This is a genomic window from Pseudomonas sp. AC169 (assembly GCF_979258515.1).
Window position 1 is genome coordinate 1,108,019 of record NZ_OZ409866.1, and the last position, 22,970, is coordinate 1,130,988.

The 22,970-nt window shown below is 58.9% G+C and carries 20 protein-coding genes and 1 pseudogene; 8 read left to right on the plus strand and 13 right to left on the minus strand.

Going from position 1 to position 22,970, the window contains the following annotated elements; all coding sequences use genetic code 11:
• Positions 1-48: 48 nt before the first annotated feature.
• The 4 genes from aspS to ACZZ0G_RS05045 form a co-directional block, all read right to left on the minus strand.
• Positions 49-1,824, minus strand: a complete 1,776-nt coding sequence (gene aspS, locus ACZZ0G_RS05030) for an aspartate--tRNA ligase (protein ID WP_095121315.1) — start codon at positions 1,822-1,824, stop codon at positions 49-51.
• Between the two features lie 99 nt (positions 1,825-1,923).
• Entirely contained in the window at positions 1,924-2,145 is a 222-nt protein-coding gene (locus tag ACZZ0G_RS05035; protein ID WP_007912741.1) for an FmdB family zinc ribbon protein, read from the minus strand.
• Positions 2,146-2,277: 132 nt separating this feature from the next.
• Complete coding sequence (locus ACZZ0G_RS05040) at positions 2,278-2,604, minus strand: ribbon-helix-helix domain-containing protein (RefSeq protein WP_463555498.1); 327 nt, start codon at positions 2,602-2,604, stop codon at positions 2,278-2,280.
• 185 nt (positions 2,605-2,789) lie between these two features.
• Positions 2,790-3,260 carry a Dps family protein gene (locus ACZZ0G_RS05045; protein WP_034153422.1) on the minus strand — a complete coding sequence of 157 codons (471 nt, stop codon included), beginning with the start codon at positions 3,258-3,260 and terminating at the stop codon, positions 2,790-2,792.
• 312 nt (positions 3,261-3,572) lie between these two features.
• Here ACZZ0G_RS05045 and ACZZ0G_RS05050 point away from each other — a divergent pair, with 312 nt between their 5' ends.
• Complete coding sequence (locus ACZZ0G_RS05050; RefSeq protein WP_008080216.1) at positions 3,573-4,175, plus strand: cold-shock protein; 603 nt, start codon at positions 3,573-3,575, stop codon at positions 4,173-4,175.
• Between the two features lie 71 nt (positions 4,176-4,246).
• Here ACZZ0G_RS05050 and ACZZ0G_RS05055 read toward each other — a convergent pair whose 3' ends face one another.
• Together ACZZ0G_RS05055 and ACZZ0G_RS05060 are read right to left on the minus strand one after the other, a co-directional pair.
• Positions 4,247-4,453 carry a SlyX family protein gene (locus ACZZ0G_RS05055; RefSeq protein WP_007912748.1) on the minus strand — a complete coding sequence of 69 codons (207 nt, stop codon included), beginning with the start codon at positions 4,451-4,453 and terminating at the stop codon, positions 4,247-4,249.
• 3 nt (positions 4,454-4,456) lie between these two features.
• The gene (locus ACZZ0G_RS05060; protein WP_463555499.1) at positions 4,457-4,882 is read right to left on the minus strand and encodes an HIT domain-containing protein; all 426 of its coding nucleotides are present in this window, start codon (positions 4,880-4,882) and stop codon (positions 4,457-4,459) included.
• Between the two features lie 896 nt (positions 4,883-5,778).
• Here ACZZ0G_RS05060 and ACZZ0G_RS05065 point away from each other — a divergent pair.
• A complete protein-coding gene (locus tag ACZZ0G_RS05065; protein ID WP_095112281.1) occupies positions 5,779-7,128 on the plus strand; it encodes an OprD family porin in 1,350 nt (449 codons plus the stop codon).
• A gap of 118 nt (positions 7,129-7,246) precedes the next feature.
• Here the strand turns inward: ACZZ0G_RS05065 and ACZZ0G_RS05070 are convergent, their stop codons facing one another.
• Both ACZZ0G_RS05070 and ACZZ0G_RS05075 read right to left on the minus strand, forming a co-directional pair.
• Positions 7,247-8,089, minus strand: coding sequence for a mechanosensitive ion channel family protein (locus ACZZ0G_RS05070; RefSeq protein WP_034153426.1), 843 nt, complete (start codon positions 8,087-8,089; stop codon positions 7,247-7,249).
• A gap of 182 nt (positions 8,090-8,271) precedes the next feature.
• Complete coding sequence (locus ACZZ0G_RS05075; RefSeq protein WP_008080210.1) at positions 8,272-8,757, minus strand: YajQ family cyclic di-GMP-binding protein; 486 nt, start codon at positions 8,755-8,757, stop codon at positions 8,272-8,274.
• A gap of 140 nt (positions 8,758-8,897) precedes the next feature.
• Between ACZZ0G_RS05075 and ACZZ0G_RS05080 the strand changes: the two genes are divergently transcribed.
• The 3 genes from ACZZ0G_RS05080 to ACZZ0G_RS05090 are packed head-to-tail and all read left to right on the plus strand — an operon-like array spanning position 8,898 to position 12,485.
• Positions 8,898-9,815 (plus strand): putative 2-dehydropantoate 2-reductase, encoded by a 918-nt coding sequence (locus ACZZ0G_RS05080; protein WP_463555500.1) that lies wholly within the window; start codon positions 8,898-8,900, stop codon positions 9,813-9,815.
• A gap of 45 nt (positions 9,816-9,860) precedes the next feature.
• The gene (locus ACZZ0G_RS05085; RefSeq protein WP_463555501.1) at positions 9,861-11,897 is read left to right on the plus strand and encodes a sensor histidine kinase; all 2,037 of its coding nucleotides are present in this window, start codon (positions 9,861-9,863) and stop codon (positions 11,895-11,897) included.
• Positions 11,898-11,900: 3 nt separating this feature from the next.
• Positions 11,901-12,485: a cob(I)yrinic acid a,c-diamide adenosyltransferase gene (locus tag ACZZ0G_RS05090; RefSeq protein WP_463555502.1), complete on the plus strand. Its 585-nt coding sequence runs from the start codon at positions 11,901-11,903 to the stop codon at positions 12,483-12,485.
• Positions 12,486-12,607: 122 nt separating this feature from the next.
• Here the strand turns inward: ACZZ0G_RS05090 and ACZZ0G_RS05095 are convergent, their stop codons facing one another.
• The 4 genes from ACZZ0G_RS05095 to secA form a co-directional block, all read right to left on the minus strand.
• Complete coding sequence (locus ACZZ0G_RS05095; RefSeq protein ID WP_463555503.1) at positions 12,608-13,552, minus strand: Nudix family hydrolase; 945 nt, start codon at positions 13,550-13,552, stop codon at positions 12,608-12,610.
• Entirely contained in the window at positions 13,549-14,181 is a 633-nt protein-coding gene (locus tag ACZZ0G_RS05100) for a glutathione S-transferase family protein (RefSeq protein ID WP_463555504.1), read from the minus strand. Before ACZZ0G_RS05100 ends, ACZZ0G_RS05095 begins: the two co-directional genes overlap by 4 nt.
• A 180-nt stretch (positions 14,182-14,361) precedes the next feature.
• Positions 14,362-15,579 carry a bifunctional glutamate N-acetyltransferase/amino-acid acetyltransferase ArgJ gene (gene argJ, locus ACZZ0G_RS05105; protein ID WP_038366685.1) on the minus strand — a complete coding sequence of 406 codons (1,218 nt, stop codon included), beginning with the start codon at positions 15,577-15,579 and terminating at the stop codon, positions 14,362-14,364.
• A gap of 122 nt (positions 15,580-15,701) precedes the next feature.
• A complete protein-coding gene (secA, locus tag ACZZ0G_RS05110; RefSeq protein WP_463555505.1) occupies positions 15,702-18,437 on the minus strand; it encodes a preprotein translocase subunit SecA in 2,736 nt (911 codons plus the stop codon).
• A 308-nt stretch (positions 18,438-18,745) separates the two neighbouring features.
• On the opposite strand from secA, the gene ACZZ0G_RS05115 reads away from it, so the two are divergent.
• The gene (locus ACZZ0G_RS05115; protein ID WP_463555506.1) at positions 18,746-19,201 is read left to right on the plus strand and encodes a DUF721 domain-containing protein; all 456 of its coding nucleotides are present in this window, start codon (positions 18,746-18,748) and stop codon (positions 19,199-19,201) included.
• Between the two features lie 141 nt (positions 19,202-19,342).
• Here ACZZ0G_RS05115 and ACZZ0G_RS05120 read toward each other — a convergent pair whose 3' ends face one another.
• A complete protein-coding gene (locus ACZZ0G_RS05120; protein ID WP_463555507.1) occupies positions 19,343-20,830 on the minus strand; it encodes a helicase HerA-like domain-containing protein in 1,488 nt (495 codons plus the stop codon).
• Between the two features lie 189 nt (positions 20,831-21,019).
• Here ACZZ0G_RS05120 and ACZZ0G_RS05125 point away from each other — a divergent pair.
• Positions 21,020-22,051, plus strand: a pseudogene (locus tag ACZZ0G_RS05125) (HAMP domain-containing protein); the annotation flags it as partial.
• A gap of 93 nt (positions 22,052-22,144) precedes the next feature.
• A complete protein-coding gene (locus ACZZ0G_RS05130; protein ID WP_371043227.1) occupies positions 22,145-22,909 on the plus strand; it encodes a methyl-accepting chemotaxis protein in 765 nt (254 codons plus the stop codon).
• The last annotated feature ends 61 nt before the right edge of the window (positions 22,910-22,970 follow it).

Consider the following 22,970-nt stretch of genomic DNA (forward strand, 5'->3'; position numbering starts at 1 on the left):
CTATAGATAGAAAAAAGGCGCATCCGAAGATGCGCCTTCAGGCCCGTCTTACTCAGCCTTTGGCGTTTCGCGCAAACGAATGTGCAGCTCGCGCAGTGCCTTGGCATCCACCACACCCGGCGCTTGCGTCATCACGTCGGCAGCACTCTGGGTTTTCGGGAAGGCAATCACTTCACGGATCGACTGGGCGCCGGTCATCAGCATCACCAGACGATCCAGACCGAAGGCCAGACCACCGTGCGGCGGTGCACCGTACTTCAGCGCGTCGAGCAGGAAGCCGAACTTCTCTTCCTGTTCCGCTTCATTGATGCCCAACAGGCGGAAGACCGCTTGCTGCATTTCCTTGCGATGGATACGGATCGAACCGCCACCCAGTTCGGTGCCGTTCAGCACCATGTCGTACGCGCGGGACAGCGCGCCGGCCGGGTTGGCTTCCAGTTCTTCTGGAGAGCACTTCGGCGCGGTGAACGGGTGGTGCAGCGCAGAGAAGCTGCCGTCGTCGTTTTCTTCGAACATCGGGAAGTCGACGACCCACATTGGTGCCCACTCGCAGGTCAGCAGCTTCAAGTCGTGACCGAGCTTGATGCGCAGTGCGCCCAGGGCTTCGCTGACGATCTTGGCCTTGTCGGCGCCAAAGAACACGATGTCGCCATCGACGGCGCCAACGCGATCGAGGATGGCGTTGAGGTTTTCCAGCGGGATGTTTTTCACGATCGGCGATTGCAGACCGTCAACACCGGCAGCACGTTCGTTGACCTTGATGTACGCCAGGCCCTTGGCACCGTAGATGCCGACGAACTTGGTGTAGTCGTCGATCTGCTTGCGCGGCATGCTCGCCCCGCCTGGAACGCGCAGTGCGGCGATGCGGCATTTCGGATCGTTGGCCGGGCCGCTGAACACTTTGAAATCAACTTCTTTCAGTTGATCGGCAACGTCGACCAGTTCCAGCGGGTTACGCAGGTCTGGCTTGTCGGAACCGTAGCGGCGCATGGCTTCTTCGAAAGTCATGTGCGGGAAGTCGCCGAATTCCAGACCCAACACTTCCTTGAACAGGTTGCGGATCATTTCTTCGGTCAGGCCCATGATCTCTTTTTCATCGAGGAAGCTGGTCTCGATGTCGATCTGGGTGAATTCCGGCTGACGGTCGGCGCGCAGGTCTTCGTCGCGGAAGCACTTGGCGATCTGGTAGTAACGGTCGAAGCCGGCGACCATCAGCAGTTGCTTGAACAGCTGCGGCGATTGCGGCAGGGCGAAGAACGAACCGGCGTGGGTACGGCTTGGCACCAGATAGTCACGCGCGCCTTCAGGGGTGGCACGGGTCAGAATCGGCGTTTCCACGTCGAGGAAGCCGTTCTCGTCGAGGAAGCGACGGATGCTGGTGGTCATGCGCGAACGCAGACGCAGCTTCTCGGCCATTTCCGGACGACGCAGGTCGAGGAAGCGATAACGCAGGCGGGTTTCTTCACCAACGTCGGAGAACTCGTTCAGCGGGAACGGCGGGGTTTCCGACTCGTTCAGCACTTCCAGTTCGTAGCCCAGCACTTCGATCATGCCCGACGCCATGTTGGCGTTGGTGGCACCGGCCGGACGCAGACGCACCTTCCCGGTGATCTTCACGACGTATTCGCTGCGCACGCGATCGGCGGCGGCGAAGCTCTCGGCGCGATCCGGATCGAAAACCACCTGAGCGAGACCATCACGATCACGGATGTCGAGGAAAATCACCCCGCCGTGGTCGCGACGACGGTGAACCCATCCGCAAAGGGTAATTTCCTGACCTTCCAGGCTTTCGTTCAGTTGGCCGCAATAGTGGCTGCGCATCATGATAATGGTTCGCTTCTCGTCATTCGATATTCGGTGGAGATCCCGTTGCTTTCAGGCAATGCGGAAACTCACGCGTGTCGTTCAACCTGGGGTTGAACCCTAGTCAGATTTGTCGCCACCGGCCAGATTCTTCTTCGCGCCGGTCTTGAAATCGGTTTCGTACCAACCGCCGCCGCTGAGGCGAAAGCCTGGCATCGACAGTTGTTTCTTGAGCTCTGGCGCCTGACAGGCAGGGCAGTCGACCAGCGGTGCCTCGCTGATCTTTTGAATGGCTTCCAACTGATGACCACAGGAAGCACATTGATAATCGTACATCGGCATGGGGGGTGTCTCGGCGATCAGATTGCCACCGCGCGCAGGGCTTTGCGGCGAAAGAGCGGGATTATATCGATTAAATGCGGGCTGTGCAGCCGTAAGACTGCACAGCCCGCGACCTCGTTTGCAACCGCCGTTTCACGGTGCAGCTTGCTTGACGCCGTTCATGACGCAGACCACCCGCACCAGCGCGCTGAAATTTCTCACCCCGCCATGACGCAGATGCACTTCACGGTCGACGTGGGACAACAACGAGCTGATTGAACAGCAATTATCCGCCGCCATATGGCCGAGGATGTTCCAGTAGACCCGCTCCAACCGCAAGCAGGTCGCATAACCGTTCAGACGCACGGATCGTGACGATGGCTGAACCAGTGCCATGTCGAATTCGTGGACGAACGGATCGACTTTCAATTCATGCGACAAGCCGACAATCCTGTCGCCTCGCCTGTCTCCCTCTACCATATCGGTGACACTCCTTTGCCATCTCTGCTTGTTTGAAAAGTCACATCCTGTGGCTTTCATAAAAGCGCAGACACAAAGTTATATCCAGACGACTTATTGGCCGTGACCGTAGGATAAGCCAACGACACAGGTAGGATTGCGGACAGCGCACGAGCCCCTGCTGGCGGGCCCGCGCGCCCGGAGGATTACGCCTCCAGCAATGCGCGCAGCATCCACGCGGTTTTCTCATGCACCTGCATACGCTGGGTCAGCAGGTCGGCGGTCGGCTCATCGCTGACCTTGTCGAGCAGCGGAAAAATGCCGCGCGCCGTGCGCGTAACGGCTTCCTGGCCATCGACCAATTGCTTGATCATGTCTTCGGCACTTGGTACGCCCACTTCTTCCTTGATGGAGGAAAGACGTGCGTACGTGGCGTAGGCGCCCGGCGCCGGAAAGCCCAAGGCGCGAATTCGCTCGGCGATCGAATCCACGGCCAGCGCCAATTCGTTGTATTGCTCTTCGAACATCAAATGCAACGTGCGGAACATCGGGCCTGTGACGTTCCAGTGGAAGTTGTGGGTTTTCAGATACAGCACGTAGGTGTCCGACAGCAGACGCGACAGTCCTTCGACGATGGATTTGCGATCTTCTTCACTGATACCGATATCGATTGCCATGCTTACCCCCTAACGGCGATTGAATTCATCCAACAGGTGCAGTCCCACTCTAGCAAGCCTGTCGAGCCCCCGCAGCCCGGATTGGGCGCGACAACTGCGACAAATCGACCGACGCCATGCCGCTGGCCGGGCTGATTTGAGTAGCCGCAGGCTTTGCTGTTAAATAGGCAGTGTGTCGCCATGCCCCATTTTTCGGGGTGTTGCGCATAGGCTGATGCCGTGAACGTGTCCACCGCCTCTTATTTTGTTCCGAAGCGAACCGTGCGCCTTCAGCTCTTCCTTGTGAGCCGTCATAAACGTGAGCCAATCAAAATGTTGAAAATCGTCCACCTGCTAATGGGCGCAGCGGCTTTGCTGCTGTCGTTCATACCCAGCTTGAAATCCGAAGCCGTTCCCTACCTGCAACAACCCGATGCACTTTACCTGGCCTTTTTCGGCCTGCTGAACCTGGTGATTGCTCCAGTGATTCCTTACTGGAACAAAGGCCCTCGTCAGCATCTGCAAAACCTGGTCAGCGCTCTTCTGGTACTGACCGTCGTCCTGCAAACCTTGACCCTGATCGCCCCGATGCCTGTCATCGCCGGCCAGCCAGCCGTTCTGTTCACTCTGGTGATCGCATTGGTTGCCGTGGTCTTGCATCTGGCTGTGAGCTTCTATCGTTCTTCACCTGCTGCCGCTCCAACCAGCTATGACATGACCAATCGTGATACCGGTACCGTCAAGTGGTTCAACACTTCCAAGGGCTTCGGTTTTATCTCCCGGGATTCCGGCGATGATATTTTCGTGCACTTTCGCGCGATCCGTGGCGAAGGTCACCGCGTACTGGTCGAAGGCCAGCGTGTGGAGTTCTCGGTAATGAACCGAGACAAGGGCCTGCAAGCCGAGGACGTGATCGCCGCTCTGCCGCGACGCTGATTCAGGCATAAAAAAAACCGCGAACAGCGTGCTGCTCGCGGTTTTTTTACGCCTGCTGAAAAGTGCCTGCCTCAGTAATGCGGCGGTGGCGCCTCATCCTCAAAGGATTCGAACTGGCCGACCATCTCTTCCTGACGCTTGAGCATTGCAGCCATTTGCAATTGCAGGCGCTCGACCACGCGCTGCTGAGCGACCAGTACGTCGTTCAATGCCTGAATAGTGTCATCCTGAAATGCCAGACGGCTTTCCAGATCGGTAACGCGGTCTTCCAGGCTCATGAATCAGCCCTCCAGAAACGTGAAGTCTTCGATCAACACCAAACGCAACTTTGCGCGAATGGCCTCTACTTGCTCGGCACTGTAAGGCTTGGCCGGGAGCTTGCCCCAGACCGGCGCAGGCCAGGCTGCGTCATCGCGTTTGCGCACAATCACATGCATATGCATCTGGCTGACAACGTTACCCAGGGTTGCGACGTTCATTTTATCGGCATCGAACAGATCCTTGAGCAACTCAGCCAGCGCGGTGGTTTCAAGCCAAAACTGTTGCTGATCGGCGACATCCAACTGAAACAACTCACTGATATCGTCGCGACGAGGCACCAGGATGAACCAAGGGTAATTCGAGTCATTGGACAGCAGCAGTCGGCAGAGCGGGAAATCGCCGATCGTCAGCGTGTCCTGTTGTAGTCGTGAATCTAAAGCAAACACTGCGCGCACTCCCGGCTGATCCTCATTATTCAGCTTAGCGGCGATCCTTTATGACCAGCGCACCAAGCGACAGGACAGCAGCATACCCGCGAATGCGCCAGCCTTCACGACAACGGTGTACCCGGTCGCTCTGCCAATGCCCCGACATGTGACATTTACGAGCACAACGCACCAGCATGAAACCAGCGTCGACACTCAGCTCGACAAAACGACCGAAAACAGCAGAGACGTTCAGCGCCATCACCCATGCAAGCTGTATGAATTCAGAACAGCTGTGAATTTTTTTGCACCAAAACCGCACAGTGCGTCTACGCTCAGTGCGTCGGGGATCCGCCAAATACTCACAGGCGGGGTGAACCGGTAACGTTTTTGGTTGTCATGCGCGCTTTTCGGCGTGGCAACACCAAAGGAGAAATGGCGTCAAGCATTGAAAAAATCAGGCTTGAAGCCCAGCTTTCACAAGGTTTTCACAAGCACAGGCGGGTGTTCAAAAAAATAACCGCACCGAAATTGCGGTTTGTGCACGCTTGTTGCATTCGTACCCATATGGACTATAAGCGCACCACTGGAAGTGGATGCCTTAAGCCCCATAAGAACAGTGGCAGGGTTGCCCGATGGAGATTCAAGTGTTTTGCCAGGGACTCTTTTTTACCGATGCAAAAAGGCCCATAAACAGCGAGAAAGTTGTCAGTCCAGCTGCGTCGGTACTGTGAATTTGCGACATCCACCACGCCATTTGCGACAACGTCGTAAAGATGCTGAAAGGTTGGATTAGCAAGTATCGCCAACATTGTCGGCGTGATATAAGTTTGCGCCGACACAAAAAGAAAGAGCCGCCCAGATAATAAAACAGGTGGGACGGCAGTACTCTTCTAAAACCAAAGGAGCAAATCACGATGCGCGTGATGAAGTGGAGCATGATCGCACTGGCAGTTGCAGCAGCAGCCAGTACTCAAATGGCTACGGCCGCACCGTTTGTAAGTGACCAGTCTGAAGCCAAAGGTTTTGTTGAAGACGCGAAACTCACCGAGACGTTGAAGAACTACTACTTCAACCGCGACAACAAGAACGGCGGCCGCGACCAGAAAGACTGGACCCAGGGCTTCCTTGGTAACTTCACCTCTGGTTACACCCAAGGTACTGTCGGTGTTGGTATCGATGCCTACGGTTACCTGGCATTGAAACTGGACGGCGGCGACGGTACTTCCGGTTCGGGCAACATGAGCCGCAGCGATACCGTTAACCCGAACAACGGCGCTCGCGACGTTAACGACAGCCAGGGCAAAGCCGGCGCGTCGGTCAAATTCCGCGTTTCCAAAACCGAACTGAAATTCGGCGACATGCAGCCAAGCACTGCTCCAGTGTTCGCTGTCGGCGGCTCCCGTATCCTTCCGCAAACCGCTACTGGCTTCCAGTTGCAGAGCAGCGAAGTCAAAGACCTTGACCTCGAAGCCGGTCACTTCTATTCGGCTTCCAGCCAGGACAAAAACGCCCGTAACGGCGGTCTGTACGCCAACTACGCGGGTGTAGAAGCCGATTCGATCGACTACTTCGGTGGTAAATACAGCATCACCGAAAACCTGAGCGCATCGCTCTACGGCGCCAAGCTGGAAGATATCTGGAACCAGTACTACGCCAACGTGAACCTCACCACCCCATTCAGTGGTGACACTTCGCTGAACACTGACTTCAACATCTACCGCACCACCGACACCGGTGACAAGCTGGCAGGTGACATCAGCAACACTGCCTTCTCCCTGGCAACCGCGCTGTCGTTCCTGAAAGCACACACCTTCACCCTGGCCTTCCAGAAGGTCAACGGCGATACCCCGTTCGACTACATCGGCGTGGGCAAGAACAACCGCGGTGGCGACTCGATCTTCCTGGCTAACTCCATCCAGTACTCTGACTTCAACGGTCCTGGCGAGAAATCCGTTCAAGCTCGCTACGACCTGAAAATGGCCGAGTACGGCGTTCCAGGCCTGAGCTTCATGGTTCGTTACGTTAAAGGTTGGGACATCGACGGTACCAGCACTCCAGCTGGCAGCCCTTACACCGGCCTGTACGGTGAAGATGGCAAACACCACGAAACCAACTTTGAAGCCAAGTATGTTGTTCAGTCTGGCCCGGCTAAAGACCTGTCCTTCCGCATTCGTCAAGCCTGGCACACTGCCAACGCTGACCAAGGCGAAGGCGATGTCAAAGAGTTCCGTCTGATCACCGAATACCCACTGAACATCTTGTAATTGTCAGTGGTTAGTTTGGAAGCATAAAAAAAGGCCCATCTTGCGATGGGCCTTTTTTATTGCCGGTCACTTGCAATAGTTGCCTGACCGACAAGTCAGGCAATTAATTAGCAACCTATCATTGTGTTGCCGATTCCTGCACCACACGAATCACGCGTTGTGGAAAAGGAATATCAATGCCTGCAGTCTTTAAACGATCGCGCGACTGTTCGTTAAACATGAACATCACGTCCCAGTAATCTGCAGTTTTAACCCACACACGTAGCGAAACAGTGATCGAACTGTCGCCCAAGGTCGAAATCACGGCCTGCGGCGCAGGATCCTGCAACACGCGCTCATCCTTGGCCAGATCTAGTAACACCTGACGGGCCTTTTGCAGATCCGCTTCATAATCCACACCCACATCAAACACGACCTTGCGAGTCGGCTGACGGTTGGTGTTGGTGATGATGCCGTTCGACAGGTTGCCGTTCGGCACGATGATGGTCTTGTTGTCGCCGGTACGCAGTACCGTGTGGAAAATCTGGATGCTGTCGACCGTACCCGACACGCCTTGCGCTTCGATCCAGTCACCGATACGGAACGGACGGAACAGCAGAATCAGCACGCCGCCGGCGAAGTTAGCCAGGCTGCCCTGCAACGCCAGACCGATGGCCAGGCCGGCTGCACCGATCGCTGCAACGAACGAAGTGGTTTCCACACCGATCATCGACGCGACGCTGACGATCAATAGCACCTTGAGAATGATGTTCGCCAGGCTGCTGATAAAGCCTTGCAGCGCCAGATCGGCATTGCGCAGGGCCAGCAGGCCACCGAGTTTCTGCGTGACCTTGTTGATCAGCCACCAGCCAATGGCCAGGGTAATCACTGCCAGCAGCACGCGGCTGCCGTATTCCATGATCATCGGGATCCACGCCTGGGATGCCTTGACCAGGTTGTCCACCTCAGCATTCAAATCCATGTTCTATCTCCTGATTTCCGGCCATTCGGCACGCGAAAAATAAGCGGCAGAAACCCGCCGGGTGTACACAAAATCAATGTGGGAGCGAGCTTGCTCGCGAAGGCGGTGTGTCAGTCAACTCATTGCTGAACGACATACAGCTTTCGCGAGCAAGCTCGCTCCCACAGGTCATCTGACCGAGCTTAGTCGCGGAAGTTGTTGAACTGCAGAGGCATGCCGAATTCCTTGGCACGCAACGCCGCGATGGCTTCCTGCAGGTCATCACGCTTCTTGCCGGTCACACGCACTTGCTCGCCCTGAATGGCGGCCTGCACTTTGAGTTTGGCATCCTTGATGTGGCCGACGATCTTCTTCGCCAGCTCTTTGTCGATGCCTTCCTTGAGGATGGCGTCCTGCTTCATCAGCTTGCCCGATGCGTAGGCGTCTTTGACTTCAAGGCACTGCACGTCGATCTTGCGCTTGACCAGCGCCAGCTTGAGGATTTCGATCATCGCTTCCAGCTGGAACCCGGCTTCAGCGGTCAGGCTGACGGTGAGGTCCTTTTCCTTGAACTCGAAGCTGCCTTTGCCTTTCAGGTCATAACGACGATCGAGTTCCTTCACGGCGTTCTCGACCGCGTTGGTGAGTTCGTGTTTGTCCAGTTCGGATACCACGTCGAACGACGGCATGTAATCTCTCCAATAAAAAGGCGCGCTCGATGTGGATGGAGCGCGCTTGGCTTGCGGTTAAAATCGGGCTCATTATAACGGGTCTTTTCCCACCGACACGGCGAGCCGCACATGCCTGTACGCAATCGAGCAAAAAACTGATGGCCACCCCCTGGCACATTCTCGGCGCTGGCAGCCTCGGCACGTTGTGGGCTACGCGCCTGGCGCGGGCCGGCCTGCCGGTCAGATTGATCCTGCGTGATGCCGAGCGCTTGCGCAGCTACGAAGCCGTGGGCGGACTGACGCTGGTTGAACAAGGTCAGGCCAGTACCTACGCGGTGCCGGGGGAAACGCCCGACAGCCCCGAGCCGATTCGCCGCTTGCTGGTGGCGTGCAAGGCCTACGATGCCGAAAACGCCGTCGCCCGCCTCGCCCCACGACTGACAGCGGACGCCGAACTGATCCTGCTGCAAAACGGCCTCGGCAGTCAGGACGCCGTGGCCACGCAGGTGCCACAGGCGCGTTGCATCAGTGCCTCGAGCACCGAAGGTGCGTTTCGCGATGGCGACTGGCGCGTGGTGTTCGCCGGCCACGGTTTCACCTGGCTCGGCGATGCAGGGCATCCGGTCGCACCGATCTGGCTGGACGATCTCGACGCCGCGAAAATCCCCCACGAGTGGAGTACCGATATCCTCACGCGGCTATGGCGCAAACTGGCGCTCAACTGCGCGATCAATCCGTTGACCGTGCTGCATAACTGCCGCAATGGTGGATTGCAGGCGCATCACTGCGAAGTCGCCACGTTGTGCGCTGAACTGGCCGAATTGCTGGAGCGTTGCGGCCAACCCGCCGCCGCTGACAATCTGCAGCAGGAAGTCGAACGGGTGATCCTTGCCACGGCGGCCAATTACTCATCGATGTATCAAGACGTGGCCAACCAGCGCCGCACCGAAATCAGCTATCTATTGGGCCACGCCTGCAAAGTCGCCACGCGCCACCAATTGAACCTGCCGCACCTCAAGCAATTGCAGCAGCGGCTGGTCGCTCATCTGCACAGCCTTGGATTGCCCAGCGACTGAGCAGCGGCTACGCTGGCCACTTGTTCCTTTGCTGCGATAAACCTGATGCCATTGCGCCAGCGCCTCGAAAACCTGCCGGTCGGCCAGAAACTGCTGGCCGCCCTGCTGGTGCTGTTGACCACTGTGTTGCTGGTCGCCAACCTGACTTTTATCAGCGCCGCCTATTACATCTCCCAGGAAAGCATGGCCCCGCAGGCCTTGCAGACCATTGGGCGGCTGATTTCCAACCCCAGTCTGGTCAGCGAAGCCCTGCAATCCCCGCAAAGCGCCGAACGCCTGCTCAAAGAACTCGACAGCTATTCACCGCTGCGCGCCGCCGCCCTGTATGACGGCAAGGGCGAACGCCTGGCGCAAGTCCAGCGCGGCGACAAACTCAACCTGCCGGAACGCTATCGGCACATCGAAGCCTGGCAACTCACCGAATTTCGCAGCAACCAGTTGATCACCCTGCCCCGGCCCGGCACTGCGCCGGGCCATCTGTTGCTGGTGGCCAGCAGCGAACTGCCGATGGCGTTTTACACCGGCACCCTGACCGCGAGCCTCGGCATCCTGATTTTCAGTGTGTTGCTGTGGCTGGTGATTGCCCGGCAGATCAAACGCCTGATCACCCGGCCGATTCATCAGCTCGAGGAGTTGTCCCGTCAGGTGACCCGCGAAGAGAACTACGCCCTGCGCGCCTCGCGCGGCAACCACGACGAAATTGGCAGTCTGGCCGAGGCGTTCAACACCATGCTGTCGCGCATCGAAGCCCGCGAGCAGCAGCTCAAGCGCGCCCGCGATGACTCGCAAGCCGCTTATGATCAGGCTCAGGGGCTGGCCGAAGAAACCCGCCATACCAACCGCAAGCTGGAACTGGAAGTCCAGGTGCGCAGCAAGATCGAAAAGAAGCTCACCGGTTTCCAGAACTACCTCAACAGCATCATCGACTCGATGCCCTCGGCACTGATCGCCCTCGACGAGCAGCTCTACGTCACCCAGTGGAACCAAGAGGCCAGCGCCCTCTCCGGTACACGGCTGGACGAAGCACTGAACCAGCCGATCTTCCTTGCCTTCGAACCGCTCAAGCCGTTTCTGCCGCAACTCAAGCAGACGGTCGAGCAGCACACCGTGGCGAAAATCGAGCGAGTAACCTGGTTCAAGGACGATGAACCGAAGCATTACGCACTGACCTTCTATCCGCTGATGGGCGGCGCCGGGCGTGGTGTGGTGATCCGTATCGACGACATCACCCAGCGTCTGTCACTGGAGGAAATGATGGTGCAGTCGGAAAAAATGCTTTCGGTCGGCGGCCTCGCCGCCGGCATGGCCCACGAGATCAACAACCCACTGGGCGCGATCCTGCACAACGTGCAAAACATCCGCCGGCGCCTGTCCGCCGATCTGCCGAAGAACCTCGAAACCGCCGAGCAACTGGGCATCGAACTGGACACGGTGAACCGTTACCTACAGGGCCGCGAAGTGCCGCAACTGCTCGACGGCATTCAACAGGCCGGCGCCCGCGCGGCGAAAATCGTCACGCACATGCTCAGCTTCAGCCGGCGCAGCACCCGGCAAATGGCGCCGTGCGATCTGCCGGCATTGATCGATCAAGCGGTGGAAATCGCTGGCAACGACTTCGATCTGGCCATTGGTTTCGACTTCAAGGGCCAGGCGATCATCCGCCAGTTCGACCCGGCGCTCGGTCCGGTGCCGGGCACCGCCAACGAACTCGAGCAAGTGCTGCTCAACCTGTTGAAAAACGCCGCGCAAGCCATCCATCAGCGTGAAGACGACAGCGAGCCGGGGCGGATCATCCTGCGCACCCGGCTCAATCCGCCGTGGGCGGAAATCCAGGTCGAGGACAACGGCATTGGCATGAGCGAGAACGTGCGCAAACGCACCTTCGAGCCGTTCTTCACCACCAAGGAAATCGGCCAGGGCACCGGGCTTGGCTTGTCGGTGTCGTACTTCATCATCACCAACAATCACAAAGGGCAGATGGAGGTGCAGTCAGCACCGGGTCAGGGCACGTGTTTCACCCTGCGCCTACCGTTGACGCAGCCGTTGCCCATCGCTGCCGAAACCAATCAATTATCGAGGTAACCCATGGGCTTTCGCCTGTCGAAAATCTACACCCGCACCGGTGACAAGGGCGAAACCGGCCTGGGCGATGGTCGCCGCGTGCCCAAGGATCATCCGCGCATCGAAGCGATTGGTGAGGTCGATACGCTGAACAGTCAGGTCGGCGTGCTGCTGGCCGGGTTGATTGCCGAGCGCGAGGCGTGTCCGGGGCTGGGTGAACTGATTGAAGTGTTAGCGCCTTGTCAGCATCGCTTGTTCGATTTGGGTGGCGAACTGGCGATGCCGGAGTATCAGGCGTTGAACGCGGCGGAAATCGAACGGCTGGAAGCGGCGATCGATGTGTGGAACGAGGAGTTGGGGCCGCTGGAGAATTTCATTCTGCCGGGTGGCTCAATGCTGATTGCTCAGGCACATGTATGTCGCAGCCTGGCGCGGAGTGCCGAGCGGCGGTGTCAGCATTTGAATGCGATCGAGCCATTGGCCGGGGTTGGGCTGGCGTATATCAATCGGTTGTCGGATTTGTTGTTTGTGGCGGCGCGGTTGATTGCGCGGCGGCAGGGGATTGCGGAGATTCTTTGGCAGCCGGCGGTAAAACCTGCAGAAATGTAGCGCCTGCCAAGCCGCCTTCGCGAGCAAGCTCGCTCCCACAGTTGATTGTGTTCATCCAGTTGAACTGCATTGAATGTGGGAGCGAGCTTGCTCGCGAAGAGGCCAGAAGCCTCGCTGCAAGATCAAGCCTCTGGCCAGAACGCGCGGATCCCCGCCACACCCTGTGCCCCAACACCCCAAGCCTTCTCGCGCTCCGCCGGGCCAACCCCGCCCAACAGAAATACAGGCTTGCTGAAGCCTTCGATCAACGCCGAAGCCTGCTCCCAACCCAACGGCTGCGCATCCGGATGGGTCAAGGTCGGTTGCACCGGCGATAACGTGACGAAATCCACGCCCATCTGTTCTGCCAGCGCCAACTCTTCAGCGGTGTGGCACGACGCCGCGAGCCAGCGCTCTGCTGGGAGCGGACGCCCCGCCGCCGCGTACTTACGCAACTGTGCCGAGGTGATGTGCCAACCGGCAGACGGGAAATCACCGAGCCATTCGAACGGCCCTTTGATCATCAACTGCGCCTTACCGGCACACAGCCCCGCCGCATCCACCGCCAGATCGCGGTACTTCGGGTCGTAACCGTTCGGTGCGCGCAGCTGAATCAGTTTGATCCCGCCAGCAATCGCCTTCTGAATCCCGCGCAGCAAAGCCGGGGTTTCCAGATCTTCCGGGGTAATCAGGTACTCGCCAGGCAAACGCGCGGCTGCGACGATGGGCTGGTTGGCGGCCGGGAACTCGTAGTTCGGCAAATCTTTCCCGGTCACCCAGGCCAAAGGTTGACCTTCGGCACCGTGCGGCTCGCCGGTGAATGCCGACACTTCCCAGACATCCAGCAACACTTGCTTGTCCGGGTAATCGTGACGCACTTTAATCAGCGGTCGAGCGGCGCCAACGACGATGCCCAACTCTTCGTGCAGCTCACGGGCCAGCGCGGTTTCAACGGATTCGTCAGCCTCGACCTTACCGCCGGGAAACTCCCACAAACCGCCCTGATGCTGGGTGTCGGCGCGGCGGGCGATGAGGATCTTGCCACTGCCGTCACGGATGACGGCAGCGGCGACGTGTACACGTTTCACGGATTCAACTCCTCCAGTCCAGCCTGTTGCCACGCTTTGAAAGCGGGCCATTGGTAGACGGTTTCAACATAGGCCTGGTCGGCGGCCGGCAGGTTCACCTGATAGGTACGCAGACGCACGGCAATCGGCGCGAAGAAGGCATCGGCCAGACTGACCCGGCCAAACAGATACGGCCCGGTTTCGGTGGCGGCGGCACGGCACTCGGCCCACAGCGCGAGCATGCGCTCGATGTCGACCTTCACTTCTGGCGGCACCGGGTTCAGCGGCGCGTCATGGCTAAGGTTGAACGGCATGTGATTGCGCATGGCGAAGAAGCCGCTGTGCATCTGTGCGCAGGCGGATCGCGCCTGGGCGCGGGCGAAGATATCGGTTGGCCAGAGTTGCTCGGACGGGAACTGCTCGGCGAGGTATTCGGCGATCGCCAACGAATCGGCAACGGTACCGCGTGAAGTTTGTAGCAGCGGGACCTTGGCGGTCGGTGAATGTTTGAGCAAAAGTTCGCGGGTGTCGGGCTTGCCGAGTTTGATCAGTTCCTCGCTGTAGGGTGCGCCGGTCAGCTCAAGCGCCAGAGCGGCACGCAGGGACCAGGAGGAAAGCAGTTTGTCGCCGATGATCAGGTGCAGGGACATGGGTGTGGCGCCTTTTCGTCAGAGGAAAGCTTCTAAACCTGTCGTGTCTGAAGCATCGCTTTCGCGAGCAAGCTCGCTCCCACAGGTTCTTGGGTGTACACAGCATCTGTGAACGGCCGAAACCACTGTGGGAGCGAGCTTGCTCGCGAAGAGGCCGACAGCCCGCCCCCACCTTTTAGATCAAGTGCGGTATTCGGCGTTGATCTTCACGTATTCATGCGACAGGTCGGTGGTCCAGATGGTTTCGCTGCAATCGCCGCGACCCAACTCGATGCGGATGGTGATCTCTTCCTGCTGCATCACCGCCGAGCCCTGGGCTTCAGTGTAGGTCGCCGCACGCGCGCCACGGCTGGCGATGCACACGTCGCCGAGGAACACGTCGATCTTGCTCACGTCCAGATCCGGCACGCCGGCACGGCCGACCGCCGCCAGGATCCGGCCCCAATTCGGGTCGGAGGCGAACAGCGCGGTTTTGATCAGTGGCGAGTGGGCCACGGTGTAACCGACGTCGAGGCATTCCTGGTGGTTGCCGCCGCCATTCACTTCAACGGTGACGAACTTGGTCGCGCCTTCGCCGTCACGCACGATGGCCTGGGCCACATCCATGCACACTTCGAACACCGCTTGCTTCAACTTGGCGAACAGTTCGCCTTCGGCGCGGGTGATTTCCGGCAGAGCAGCCTTGCCCGTGGCGATCAGCATGCAGCAGTCGTTGGTCGAGGTGTCGCCGTCGATGGTGATGCGGTTGAAAGACTTGTTGGCGCCGTCGAGCATCAAGTTGTGCAGGACGTCGCGGGAGACTTTGGCATCGGTGGCGATGTAGCCGAGCATGGTCGCCATATTCGGGCGGATCATGCCCGCGCCTTTGCTGATACCGGTGACGGTGATGGTCACGCCGTCATGCTCGAACTGGCGACTGGCGCCCTTCGGCAAGGTATCGGTAGTCATGATCCCGGTGGCAGCGGCTTCCCAGTTGTTTTCCGACAGATCATCCAGTGCCGCTTGCAGTGCGCCTTCGATCTTCTCGACCGGCAATGGCTCGCCGATTACGCCCGTGGAGTACGGCAGAATCTGGCTGGCATCGACGCCGGTCAGCTCAGCCAGCTTCGCAGTGGTGCGTTCAGCGGCGGCCAGACCAGGCTCACCGGTGCCAGCGTTGGCATTGCCGGTGTTGGTCAGCAGATAGCGCACTGCATTCTGTACGCGCTTCTTCGCCAGAATCACCGGCGCGGCACAAAAGGCGTTCAACGTGAACACACCGGCCACGGTCGAACCTTCGGCACAGCGCATCACAACGACATCTTTGCGCCCGGGGCGCTTGATGCCGGCCGAAGCGATACCGAGTTCAAAACCGGCAACCGGGTGCAACGTTGGCAAAGGACCAAGACCAACAGCCATGAATGCGCTCCTTACTCAATGATGTCAGCACCGCCAATCGATGCGGCGGTGATTTAAATGGCAAAACGCCGCGACGGCAGGAGCCGGTCGCGGCGCGGGTATTTCAGCAGTTGAAACGGGTTTTACTGGATCTGCCCGTGGCAATGCTTGAATTTCTTGCCCGAACCGCAGTAGCACAGTTCGTTGCGGCCCAGCTTCTGCTCGTTGCGAACCGGGGCGGTGGCGAGGGCCACATCGACCTCTTCACCGAGTACTTCCGGTTGCTCCAGACCTGGCGCTTCAGCGTGTTCGAACTGCATGCGGGCGGCCAGTGCTTCGGCTTCCTGACGCAGACGTTGCTCTTCGGCTTCCGGATCTTCGCGGCGAACCTGAACGTGCGAGAGCACACGGATCGAGTCGCGCTTGATCGAATCGAGCAGCTCGGAGAACAGCGTGAACGACTCGCGCTTGTATTCCTGCTTTGGGTTCTTCTGGGCATAGCCACGCAAGTGGATACCGTGACGCAGGTGATCCATGGTCGACAGGTGGTCTTTCCACAGGTCATCCAGCACGCGCAGAACGATTTGCTTCTCGAAGGAGCGCAGTGCATCGGCACCGGCCTGATCTTCTTTCTCGTTGTACGCCGCCATCAGCTCGGTCATGAGCTTCTCGCGCAGGGTTTCTTCGTACAGGTGATCGTCTTCGTCGAGCCATTGCTGGATCGGCAGTGTCACGCCGAAGTCGCTGGCAATCGAGGCTTCCAGACCGGCCACGTCCCACTGCTCTGGCAGCGATTGCGGCGGAATGTGTGCGCTGACGGTGGCGTTGAGCACGTCCTGACGGAAGTCGGCGATGGTTTCACCGATGTTGTCAGCGGCCAGCAACGTGTTACGCATGTGATAGATCACTTTACGCTGTTCGTTGTTGACGTCGTCGAACTCGAGCAGTTGCTTACGAATGTCGAAGTTGCGGCCTTCAACCTTGCGCTGCGCCTTCTCGATCGCGTTGGTCACCATGCGGTGCTCAATCGCTTCGCCCGGCTGCATGCCCAGGGCTTTCATGAAGTTCTTCACCCGGTCAGAGGCGAAGATGCGCATCAGGCTGTCTTCCAGCGACAGGTAGAAGCGGCTCGAACCGGCATCGCCCTGACGGCCGGCACGGCCACGCAGCTGGTTGTCGATACGACGGGATTCGTGACGCTCGGAAGCAATCACCTGCAGACCGCCGGATTCCAGCACTTGCTGGTGGCGCTTCTGCCAGTCGGCCTTGATCTGGGCGATTTGCTCAGGGGTCGGGTTTTCCAGCGACGCAACTTCAACTTCCCAGTTACCGCCCAACAGGATGTCGGTACCACGACCGGCCATGTTGGTAGCGATGGTCAGGGCGCCCGGACGACCGGCCTGCGCGATGATCTCGGCTTCTTTTTCGTGGAACTTGGCGTTGAGAACCTTGTGTTCGATGCCTTCCTTCACGAGCAGTGCGGACATGTGCTCGGAGGTTTCGATGGTGGCAGTACCCACCAGCACCGGACGGCCGGCAGCCATGCTTTCCTTGATGTCCGTAACGATCGCCGCGTACTTCTCTTCGGCGGTCAGGAACACCAGGTCGTTGAAGTCTTTACGCGCCAACGGTTTGTTCGGCGGGATGACCATGACTTCCAGACCGTAGATCTGGTGGAATTCGAACGCTTCGGTGTCAGCGGTACCGGTCATGCCGGACAGCTTGGTGTACAGACGGAAGTAGTTCTGGAACGTGGTCGAGGCCAGGGTCTGGCTCTCGGCCTGGATGTTCAGGCCTTCCTTGGCTTCGATGGCCTGATGCAGACCTTCGGACAGACGACGGCCCGGCATGGTACGACCGGTGTGTTCGTCGACCAGTACGACCTGACCGTCCTGCACGATGTATTCGATGTTGCGGTTGAACAGTTTGTGCGCGCGCAGACCGGCATATACATGAGTCAACAGGCCCAGGTTATGCGCCGAGTACAGGCTCTCGCCTTCAGCCAGCAGGCCGACGCGGGTGAGCATGTCTTCGATGAACTGGTGACCGGCTTCGTTGAGTTCGACCTGACGGGTCTTCTCGTCAACGGTGTAGTGGCCAGCCTTGGTGACTTCGCCTTCGACTTCTTCAACGTGCAGTTCCAACTGCGGGATCAGTTTATTGATCTCCATGTACAGCTTGGAGCTGTCCTCGGCCTGACCGGAGATGATCAGCGGGGTACGCGCTTCGTCGATAAGGATGGAGTCGACTTCGTCGATCACGGCAAAGTTGAGTTCGCGCTGGAATTTTTCTTCCATGCTGAACGCCATGTTGTCGCGCAGGTAGTCGAAACCGAATTCGTTGTTGGTGCCGTAAGTAATGTCGGCGGCGTAGGCCAGACGTTTCTCTTCCGGCGGCTGGAACGGCGTCACGACGCCGACGGTCAGGCCGAGGAATTCATACAGCGGGCGCATCCAGTTGGCGTCACGACGCGCCAGGTAGTCGTTCACCGTCACAACGTGCACGCCCTTGCCGGACAGTGCGTTGAGGTAAACGCCCAGGGTCGCTACGAGGGTTTTACCCTCACCGGTGCGCATTTCGGCGATCTTGCCTTCGTGCAAGGTCATGCCACCGACGAGTTGCACGTCGAAGTGGCGCATACCCATGATGCGCTTGCCGGCTTCGCGGGCGACCGCAAAGGCTTCTGGCAGCAGCTTGTCGAGGGTTTCCCCTTTGGCGATGCGGGCCTTGAACTCATTGGTCTTGGCGCGCAATTGATCGTCCGAAAGGGCCACCATTTGCTCTTCGAAGGCATTGACGAGCTGCACCGTCTTGAGCATGCGTTTGACTTCACGCTCGTTCTTGCTTCCAAAAAGTTTCTTTAACAAAGGCGCAAACATATCGGCAGGATCTTCCACACTAAAGGGATGGAGGGCGGCCCCGTGAGCGTCGCCCGTGCAGCCCTCATGGCCGCATGCGAACGAGCATTCTACCCGGAAACGGAAGTGAGGAAAGTGGCGATGTTCCACGATGCTGGCACTGCGCTTTGACGGGGCTCACTTAAAATAGGGGCGTTTTGCTCAACTTCAAGTCATACAAGGCAGAAGTTAGTCGTTGATTTAATGGGTAAAGCGGGGGCAAAAGCAATGGGCGAGTGATTTCGGCCTTTCTGCTACCATGGCGTTTCTGTTACTTCAGGTGTTCGATCATGGCATTTCGCCCTCTTACGGCCAGAGCACCCGCCGTTTTGCTACGCGAAGCCAAGCCGCTCAAAGCCATCCTCGGCCATGCCCAACGATTGGGGCATTTGCAGCGCCTGCTCGAAAGCCAACTGCAGCCTGCCGCCCGCGAACACTGCCATGTGGCGTCGTGGCGCGAGGGCAGTCTGTTGCTGATTGTCACCGATGGCCACTGGGCCACACGCCTGCGTTACCAGCAAAAACGCTTGCAGCGGCAATTACAGATGTTCGATGAGTTCGCCAGTCTGACGCGGATTCTGTTCAAGGTGCAGCCGCCGACGGTGCAACGCGGGGTAGTCGGCAATACGATGGATTTGTCGACGGACGCAGCGGCAACGATTCAGGCGACGGCGGACGGGATCACTGATCCGGGTTTGCGCGCGGCGCTGGAGCGATTGGCGGCGCACGCCAAGGCCAAAACCTGAGCACTGTCCGAATATGAATAATAATTAATGTGGGAGCGAGCTTGCTCGCGAAGAGGTCGTGTCAGACGACGTCAATGTTGAATGACACACCGCTTTCGCGAGCAGGCTCGCTTCCACATTCATATCTCCAATACTTCAGGTTCAGCGGCGTTTGCTGCCTCCGAGTAATGAGCCCATCAAACCGCGCACCAATTGCTTGCCAAGGTTATTGGCCGCCTGGCGCATCGCCGATTTCAGCGCCTGCCCTGCTGCTGTACCGAGAAACTCCCCTGCCCTGTCGGCCAGGCTCGGCTCTTCAGGCGCAGGCTTTCCAGCGGGTGCCTCGGCTTCAGGCGCCAGCCCTTTACGCCCCATCAGAATTTCATACGCCGACTCACGATCGATCGGCTTGTCATAACGTCCCTTGAACGGCGAACCAGCGATCAATACCGTTCGTTCAGTCTCGGTCAACGGCCCGATCCGCGATTGCGGCGGCGCGACCAGCACGCGCTGGACCATCTCCGGCGTACCTTTCTCGGTCAGCGTGCCTACCAGCGCCTCACCAATCCCCAACTCGGTCAGCACCGACAGACTGTCGAACGCCGGATTCGGCCGGAAGCCGTCCGCCACCGCACGCAGGGATTTCTGCTCTTTGGCGGTGAACGCGCGCAAGCCATGCTGGATGCGTAAGCCAAGCTGCGCGAGCACGTCATCCGGCAAGTCCGCCGGCGACTGCGTGACGAAATACACGCCGACGCCTTTGGAACGGATCAAGCGCACCACCTGTTCCAGCCGCTCCTGCAAGGCCTTGGGCGTGTCACCAAAGAGCAAATGCGCCTCATCGAAGAACAGCGCCAGCAGCGGTTTGTCGGCATCGCCGCGCTCCGGCAACTGCTCGAACAATTCGGCCAGCAGCCACAACAGGAACGTCGCATAGACCTTCGGCGCTTCATGCACCAGACGGCTGGCATCAAGCAAATGAATGCGCCCACGGCCATCGGCGGTCGGTTGCAGAATGTCCTCAAGTTGCAGCGCTGGCTCGCCGAACAAGGCTTCGGCGCCCTGCTGCTCGAGGATCGCCAAACGACGCAACAGCGCCTGACTGGAGCCGGTGGTCATCAGCGCCGCGTCTTCACCCAAAAGCTGCGGATTATCCTTGAGGTGATTGAGCAGCGCTTTCAGATCTTTCAGATCCAGCAGCAACAGGCCTTCGCGGTCGGCGACTTTGAAGGCTGCGTAAAGCGCCGACTGCTGACTGTCGGTCAGCTCCAGCAGGCTGCCGATCAACAGCGGGCCCATTTCGCTCAACGTGGTGCGCAACGGATGACCGGACTCGCCGTGGATATCCCACAAGGTCACCGGATACGCCTGCGGCTTGTAGTTGAGCCAAGGCATCCCGGCAATGCGCTCGGCAACCTTGCCCTGCGGGTTGCCGGCGGCACCCAGGCCACACAGATCGCCCTTGATGTCAGCGGCAAATACCGCCACGCCAGCGTCGCTGAACGCCTCGGCCAAACGCTGCAAGGTCACGGTTTTACCGGTACCGGTGGCGCCGGCGACCAGCCCGTGGCGGTTCGCCAGGCGCATGGCCTGAGCTATCTGTTGGCCTGCGAGATCAGCGCCGATTACGAGTTGCGAGGAGTCAGGCATTTTGTCACCCAATGGTTAATCTTTGATTCTGCATGGCCGATAAAGAAGAGTGAGAGACCCGACCACAAGTCAGGCCGGACATTTCCCTAAGGAGAGACGGAAATATCAGCTTGTTTTCACCCTTGCCCATTTTGCGCGCCTCTATAAAAGCACGCCCTGGACATTAAGACCTTAGCGGAACCCCAAGCCATGAACAAAAATCTGCGCTTCAGCCATAAAATTTTGCTTGCCGCCGCCCTCATCGTCATCGCCGCATTCGCCTCGTTTACGTTGTACAACGACTGGCTACAGCGCAATGCGATCCGCGATGACCTGAACAACTATCTCAACGAGATGGGCGAGGTCACCGCCGGCAATATCCAGACCTGGCTCAACGGTCGCATTCTGTTGATCGAGAACGCCGCCCAGAACATTGCCATCAATCCCGAACCCGCCAACGTCGCCAGCCTGCTGGAACAGAAAGCCCTGACGTCGACCTTCATGGCTTCCTACCTCGGTGACGCCACCGGCCACTTCACCATCCGCCCGGATGCGAAGATGCCGGACGGTTTCGATCCGCGCGTGCGCCCTTGGTATAAAGGTGCCGAGGGCAGCAGCACCTCGACCCTGACCGAACCGTACATCGACGCCGCGACCGGCCAGTTGATCATTTCCATCGCCACCGCCTCGAAAAAGGCCGGTCAGAGCGTCGGTGTGGTTGGCGGCGACCTGAGTCTGCAATCGCTGGTCGACACCCTCGCCGCCCGGGATTTCGACGGCATGGGTTATGTGTTTCTGGTCAGTGCCGACGGCAAGATCCTCGTGCACCCGGACAAGGCGCTGGTGATGAAATCACTGAAAGAAGCCTATCCGCAGGACACCCCGCGCATCAGCAGCGACTTCAGTGAAGTGACCGTCGATGGCAAGACCCGCATCGTCACCTTCGCGCCGATCAAGGGCTTGCCGTCGGTGAACTGGTACATCGGTCTGTCGGTGGACAAGGATCAGGCGTTCGCGATGCTCAGCGAATTCCGCACCTCGGCAGTGATCGCGACCGTGATTGCCGTGGCGATCATCATTGCCCTGCTTGGCATGCTGATCCGTCTGCTGATCCAGCCGCTGCACGTGATGACCCGCGCCATGGAGGACATCGCCGACGGTGAAGGCGACCTGACCAAACGCCTGACGATCGTCAATAACGATGAATTCGGCGTACTGGGTACCGCGTTCAACCGTTTCGTCGAGCGGATTCACGGCTCGATCCGCGAAGTGTCGTCGGCGACCGGACAAGTCAACGAAGTCGCCCTGCGCGTAGTCGCCGCGTCGAACTCGTCGATGTACAACTCTGACCAGCAAGCTTCGCGCACCAGCAGCGTGGCGGCGGCAATCAACCAGCTCGGCGCCGCGGCACAGGAAATCGCCCGCAACGCCGCCCAGGCTTCGAATCAGGCCAGCGATGCTCGCGGCTTGGCAGAAGACGGCCAGCAAGTGGTGGATCGCAGCATCAAGGCGATGAATCAACTGTCGAGCATGCTCAGCGCTTCGAGCAGCAACATCGAGTCGCTGAACAGCAAGACCGTGAATATCGGCCAGATTCTCGAGGTGATCACCAGCATTTCCCAGCAGACCAACCTGCTGGCACTCAATGCTGCTATCGAAGCGGCGCGCGCCGGTGAGGCCGGACGCGGGTTTGCCGTGGTGGCGGACGAAGTTCGCAATCTGGCGCACCGCACGCAGGAGTCGGCGCAACAGGTGCAGACCATGATCGAGGAGCTGCAAGTCGGCGCCCGTGAATCGGTGAGCACCATGAGCGACAGCCAGCGCCACAGTCAGGACAGCGTGGAGATTGCCAACCTCGCCGGTGAGCGCTTGAACAGCGTGACGCAGCGCATTGGCGAGATCGACGGAATGAACCAGTCGGTGGCCACGGCAACCGAGGAGCAGACCGCTGTTGTCGAGTCGATCAACGTCGATATTACCGAGATCAATACGCTGAACCAGGAAGGCGTGGAGAATCTGCAGGCGACGTTGCGGGCGTGTTCGGATCTGGAGCAGCAGGCTTCGCGTCTGAAGCAGTTGGTGGGCAGTTTCCGCATTTAAGATCAAAAGCTTTACCCCCTCACCCCAGCCCTCTCCCCCAGGGGGGCGAGGGGGAAGGGAG

What these genes read in the sequence shown, in the direction of transcription:
- ACZZ0G_RS05100 (WP_463555504.1), bottom strand. Translation starts at nt 14,181, where the DNA reads ATGTCCCTGCACCTGATCATCGGCGACAAACTGCTTTCCTCCTGGTCC.
- ACZZ0G_RS05080 (WP_463555500.1), top strand. Translation starts at nt 8,898, where the DNA reads ATGGCCACCCCCTGGCACATTCTCGGCGCTGGCAGCCTCGGCACGTTG.
- argJ (WP_038366685.1), bottom strand. Translation starts at nt 15,579, where the DNA reads ATGGCTGTTGGTCTTGGTCCTTTGCCAACGTTGCACCCGGTTGCCGGT.
- ACZZ0G_RS05120 (WP_463555507.1), bottom strand. Translation starts at nt 20,830, where the DNA reads ATGCCTGACTCCTCGCAACTCGTAATCGGCGCTGATCTCGCAGGCCAA.
- ACZZ0G_RS05115 (WP_463555506.1), top strand. Translation starts at nt 18,746, where the DNA reads ATGGCATTTCGCCCTCTTACGGCCAGAGCACCCGCCGTTTTGCTACGC.
- ACZZ0G_RS05055 (WP_007912748.1), bottom strand. Translation starts at nt 4,453, where the DNA reads ATGAGCCTGGAAGACCGCGTTACCGATCTGGAAAGCCGTCTGGCATTT.
- ACZZ0G_RS05045 (WP_034153422.1), bottom strand. Translation starts at nt 3,260, where the DNA reads ATGGCAATCGATATCGGTATCAGTGAAGAAGATCGCAAATCCATCGTC.
- ACZZ0G_RS05075 (WP_008080210.1), bottom strand. Translation starts at nt 8,757, where the DNA reads ATGCCGTCGTTCGACGTGGTATCCGAACTGGACAAACACGAACTCACC.
- ACZZ0G_RS05035 (WP_007912741.1), bottom strand. Translation starts at nt 2,145, where the DNA reads ATGCCGATGTACGATTATCAATGTGCTTCCTGTGGTCATCAGTTGGAA.
- ACZZ0G_RS05130 (WP_371043227.1), top strand. Translation starts at nt 22,145, where the DNA reads ATGTACAACTCTGACCAGCAAGCTTCGCGCACCAGCAGCGTGGCGGCG.
- ACZZ0G_RS05085 (WP_463555501.1), top strand. Translation starts at nt 9,861, where the DNA reads ATGCCATTGCGCCAGCGCCTCGAAAACCTGCCGGTCGGCCAGAAACTG.
- aspS (WP_095121315.1), bottom strand. Translation starts at nt 1,824, where the DNA reads ATGATGCGCAGCCACTATTGCGGCCAACTGAACGAAAGCCTGGAAGGT.
- secA (WP_463555505.1), bottom strand. Translation starts at nt 18,437, where the DNA reads ATGTTTGCGCCTTTGTTAAAGAAACTTTTTGGAAGCAAGAACGAGCGT.
- ACZZ0G_RS05090 (WP_463555502.1), top strand. Translation starts at nt 11,901, where the DNA reads ATGGGCTTTCGCCTGTCGAAAATCTACACCCGCACCGGTGACAAGGGC.
- ACZZ0G_RS05065 (WP_095112281.1), top strand. Translation starts at nt 5,779, where the DNA reads ATGCGCGTGATGAAGTGGAGCATGATCGCACTGGCAGTTGCAGCAGCA.
- ACZZ0G_RS05040 (WP_463555498.1), bottom strand. Translation starts at nt 2,604, where the DNA reads ATGGTAGAGGGAGACAGGCGAGGCGACAGGATTGTCGGCTTGTCGCAT.
- ACZZ0G_RS05070 (WP_034153426.1), bottom strand. Translation starts at nt 8,089, where the DNA reads ATGGATTTGAATGCTGAGGTGGACAACCTGGTCAAGGCATCCCAGGCG.
- ACZZ0G_RS05050 (WP_008080216.1), top strand. Translation starts at nt 3,573, where the DNA reads ATGTTGAAAATCGTCCACCTGCTAATGGGCGCAGCGGCTTTGCTGCTG.